Origin of the sequence: Methanoregula sp. PtaB.Bin085 (genome assembly GCF_002067035.1) — an archaeon.
Lineage (GTDB): Archaea > Halobacteriota > Methanomicrobia > Methanomicrobiales > Methanospirillaceae > Methanoregula.
This window is the reverse complement of the sequence record NZ_MVQB01000049.1, coordinates 1-3,815: the sequence shown is the minus strand read 5'-3', so window position 1 is coordinate 3,815 and position 3,815 is coordinate 1. Positions and strand designations below refer to the sequence as shown.

The window sequence follows — 3,815 nt, the reverse complement described above, 5'->3', positions numbered from 1 at the left end:
ACGCCTTTGAGGATCTCCTGCATCTCGTCCGAGAGCGTGGTGTCGTCGAGCACGATCACGCTGCCGGGCTGCAGGTTGTCGTGGTAGAAGAGCGCCTTGTTGCTCATCGCCCCCTTGAGCCGGAACCGCTCCGGGACCTGCCGGAGCATCGTTCCGAACGCGTGGCTCTTGCCCTTCCCGCTCTCGCCGGTGACGGAGACGTGCAGTCCGTTGGTGTTGATCACCGATCGCGAGGCGAGGGAGAGGATGAGGCATTCGGCGACAGTGCCGTCGCCCTCGTGGTCGAGTGCGAAGGTCCGGAGCATCTCGCGCAGCGGGTCGCCCGAACTGAGTATCCCGACGGCCTCTTCCATTTCAGGGGGAGAGGCCGGGGGCGGAGCGACGGGATCGGTGTGCCGTGGCGGGGCCGCCGGCCGTGGAGGAGTGGTCCGCTCATACCGGTTCCGAAGCTCCTGCCACCGCTGCGAGCCGCCGCCGCAGCTCTGGTGGTGACAGCCGGCAAATACCGCCCCGCTCGCGAACTGGATGGCGAACGCCCCGTCGTGGTGAGCGGTGGAGAACGGGCACTCCTCCAGGGCATACAGGGTTCCGCCGTTCCACGGGCGTTCCGACCGGACTCGGATGCCGTGCCCGGTGAGCCACGCCCGGAGGTCGAAAGGGCCGTGCTTCTTTCCATGTGGTGCCTGGCCTTCGGTGGGAATCGCCCCTGCGAGTTGCTGCAGGAGTGCCGGCGAAACGACCTGCAGAACGCCCGGAGCCGAAAGCACCCTGGACACCCGGTGAGGGCGGTCCTGAGTATGATCTCCCTTTCGCGACGTCGTGCCGTAGAGCTTCCAGATCCGGGCTGCGTTGAAATTCGCCGTGTCGATGCTGCATGCCGGGTCCGAGAAGAGCAGGTCCAGCACTTCGAGGCATCGCTTCACCAGGTCACGGCTCGCGTTATCGTTCGGGAGATCGATCCGGTAGAGAAGATGTGCACCGTTGCCCGAGTCCGCGAGGACCGGGGCAGGCCACCCCTTCTCGTTGCTGAGAAACCTGGCGATCTCCTCGGCCCGCACGAGTGCCGCCTGGTGCTCGCCATCAGTCGACGAGACCCCGCTCGGCCTCTGCGGGTCAACGTCGATGGGAAACCACCGGCGGCGGAGGATATCGGCATCGCTTGTCGTGGCATCCTTCCGGCCGAGCCGGATCTTCACCCGGTTCGCCCGCCGTGCGAGAAGGGCGGGGTTCACTTCGTTCAGGGTGACATAGATCCCCTGGACTTCGGGGAGCGAGTCCAGCATGAGTGCCTGGGTGACGAGGGCTCCCTGGTCGTGAAAGTACCCGCTGTGGACCGCGGCATCCGCGATTGCCCGGAGCTCGATTACGTTGCCTGCAGGAGAGAGGAGCGAGAGTGCGTTCCTGAGCTCATCGCTCATGGCCCCGCTCCCGCATCTCCCGGGATGAGCGGGAAGAGCGGGGCAGATTGTGCCTCTCCCCGTGCCACCCTGAGGAAGTTCACCATCGGGGTGAGGAAGTGGCCGGCCCTGCTGTAGATCAAGACCGATCTCCCGCCGCTGCCCACAACCGCATAGCCTTCGATGATCGCCAGCCCTCCTCCGCGGGGCACACGCCGGGTGGCGAGCACTGGCGTCGCTTTTCCGGCGAGCAGGAGCGGCCGGACATCTCCGGCTGGAATGAAATAGTTCTCATCCTCGGCCTTGATGCAGATGTTTCCGTCCTCTCCGCGGGAGAGGGTCCCCGGCTCATGCATGGGCATCCCCCTCCTCCTTCCCCGTGAAGAGGGTGATGAGGTACTGGTGGTTCCGGGTCCTCCGGATGTGGACCGCGAGGATCCTGTCTCCGTGCTCGTGAACTCCGGTGGAGATGGCCTGGGCGATGAGGTAGAGAGGCACCGGGCCCGACCTATGGGTGACGGTGCCTTCCGGAGCGCTTATTTTGTCCGGGGCTGAAGAGCTGGTGGCAGTCTCCCCGGATTCCGTGTTCGCGCATGAATCGGGCTGGGGGCTGCCGCCTATTCTGGTGCGGTCGGGCATGCCTTCACCTCGCAGCGCGTAACCAGGCGGGCTTTTCCTTCGGCGATCCATTTCTCCCAGACGAGTTTTGCAATCGGGTCGGGGAGGTGGTCCAGGGTTTCCTGAGTGATTTCGTGCAAGTTGCTACTCCTGTGCGCCGGGATGGCATGTCCCGGGCACGAGGAGTGCGTGGGAGAGGGATGGTGATAAGGGAAAACCGCGGGGGGCGAAAGGGGGGAATCATTTTGTTTGATTCATGTGAATTATTGAATAATTCGTATGCAATTGAAGGATAATATTGAAAAATTGAATACAGTGACAAAAGAGATTGAGTGGAATAATAAATTACGTACCATATCGCTTTTTTGCTATCCCATTCTCATTGGGTTTTTCTTACGGCCACGAATCGAGAAACGATTACAAAAATTACATCAATCGAGAAACGACATATTTTCCCAAATCTCAACACAATTCTCAATTTTCACTGAATATAATCAAAATACCCTCCAATATCTGAAATCTCATGATGCGTATCTTGTTCACCCAAAAAAAATCGAAATCCTGTCCAATTTGAAAAACAATCTTGATGCCCTGAAATTAACCTTCAATCACAGGAACCTTCTTCCGAGACCTCTCGTTGAACAGATCATCCCTCTTAAAACTGAAATTTTAGCTGTAAATGAGGGAATAGTGAATTTTAATGAATATTTTATTCAGACGCGAATGAATGACTATCAACCCTTGTTTCTCAAATCCCCCTATCCTTTGGATGAGAATCAGAAGAGAGCGGTGATAATCGACGATTGTCACAATCTCATTGTTGCAGGTGCAGGGTCTGGAAAAACAGAGGTGATCATCAACAGAATTGCCTACCTGACGGAACGAAAGCCAGACACCGTGAGTCCTGAAAGAATTCTGGTCCTTGCATATCAAAATAAGGCAGCACATGAGATTCAAGAGCGTCTTGCAGAGAGATACAACATTAATGTAAAAATAAAGACTTTCCATGCGTTGGGAAAGGAAATCTGCGAACACGCATCGCAATACCTGAATAAAGAAGTGCCTCGATTGAAATTTACTGGAGATAATGCCGATTACCAATTCTCTAAATATATCAGCGAAATGTTTCGGACATCACGTGATGATCCGGTTTTCGATCGATTACTCTGGAATTTTTTATTTTCATATGGGTATTCAAGTGTTGAAAAATCAGAAGAGGATTTTACAGATCTTCAGGACTATTACAACTATGTAAGGAATTTACAATATACTACTCTTGGTGGGATAAAAGTAAAAAGCAAGGCCGAATGTGAGATTTTCAACTTCTATTTCAGTCACCGGGTGAATGGGAAACCAATCGGTATCGAATATGAGTCCCCCGCCAAGTGGATGGCGTATTTGGATGGAGAGGGGAAGGAGAAAATTCCACAGCCTGATTTTTTCCTGCCGGGTTTTGATATCTATCACGAACACTGGGCAATTGACAAGAATGGAGGTGTACCTCCATGGTTCTCAGGAAAAGATCCTCAAAGGGAATACACCGAGGGGATGGAGAAAAAGAAACTAAAATTCCAGGGTCAAGATAAGTATCTCCTCATAGAAACATCCAGCGCGGATTATGGCAATGATTTTGAATCGGTTCTTATGAAAGGGTTCGAAAATGCCTTAAAGAAAAAATATCCCTCTTCCGAAATTACAATTGAAAAAATCCCGTATATTAAACTTATCGGGAAGGTATGGGAAGAATGCAGGGCGAGCACAAATCGGCTCGACGGACACATCGCAAATTTCATTTCCATC

4 protein-coding genes and 1 pseudogene are annotated in these 3,815 nt (G+C 54.3%); 1 reads left to right on the top strand and 4 read right to left on the bottom strand.

The window, feature by feature from the left end; translation table 11 throughout:
* The 4 genes and pseudogenes from A4E33_RS10835 to A4E33_RS10820 all read right to left on the bottom strand — a co-directional run.
* Nucleotides 1–1,418, bottom strand: a pseudogene (locus A4E33_RS10835) (hypothetical protein); the annotation flags it as partial.
* Nucleotides 1,415–1,759, bottom strand: coding sequence for a hypothetical protein (locus A4E33_RS10830; RefSeq protein WP_292348056.1), 345 nt, complete (start codon nt 1,757–1,759; stop codon nt 1,415–1,417). The gene A4E33_RS10830 and the pseudogene A4E33_RS10835, both read right to left, overlap by 4 nt.
* Nucleotides 1,746–2,036, bottom strand: a complete 291-nt coding sequence (locus A4E33_RS10825) for a hypothetical protein (RefSeq protein WP_292348054.1) — start codon at nt 2,034–2,036, stop codon at nt 1,746–1,748. The genes A4E33_RS10830 and A4E33_RS10825 overlap by 14 nt, the downstream gene beginning before the upstream one ends.
* Nucleotides 2,015–2,155, bottom strand: coding sequence for a hypothetical protein (locus A4E33_RS10820; RefSeq protein ID WP_292348052.1), 141 nt, complete (start codon nt 2,153–2,155; stop codon nt 2,015–2,017). The genes A4E33_RS10825 and A4E33_RS10820 overlap by 22 nt, the downstream gene beginning before the upstream one ends.
* Before the next feature lie 430 nt (nt 2,156–2,585).
* On the opposite strand from A4E33_RS10820, the gene A4E33_RS10815 reads away from it, so the two are divergent.
* The coding region (locus tag A4E33_RS10815; RefSeq protein WP_292348050.1) for a UvrD-helicase domain-containing protein at nt 2,586–3,815 on the top strand (1,230 nt) is incomplete at its 3' end.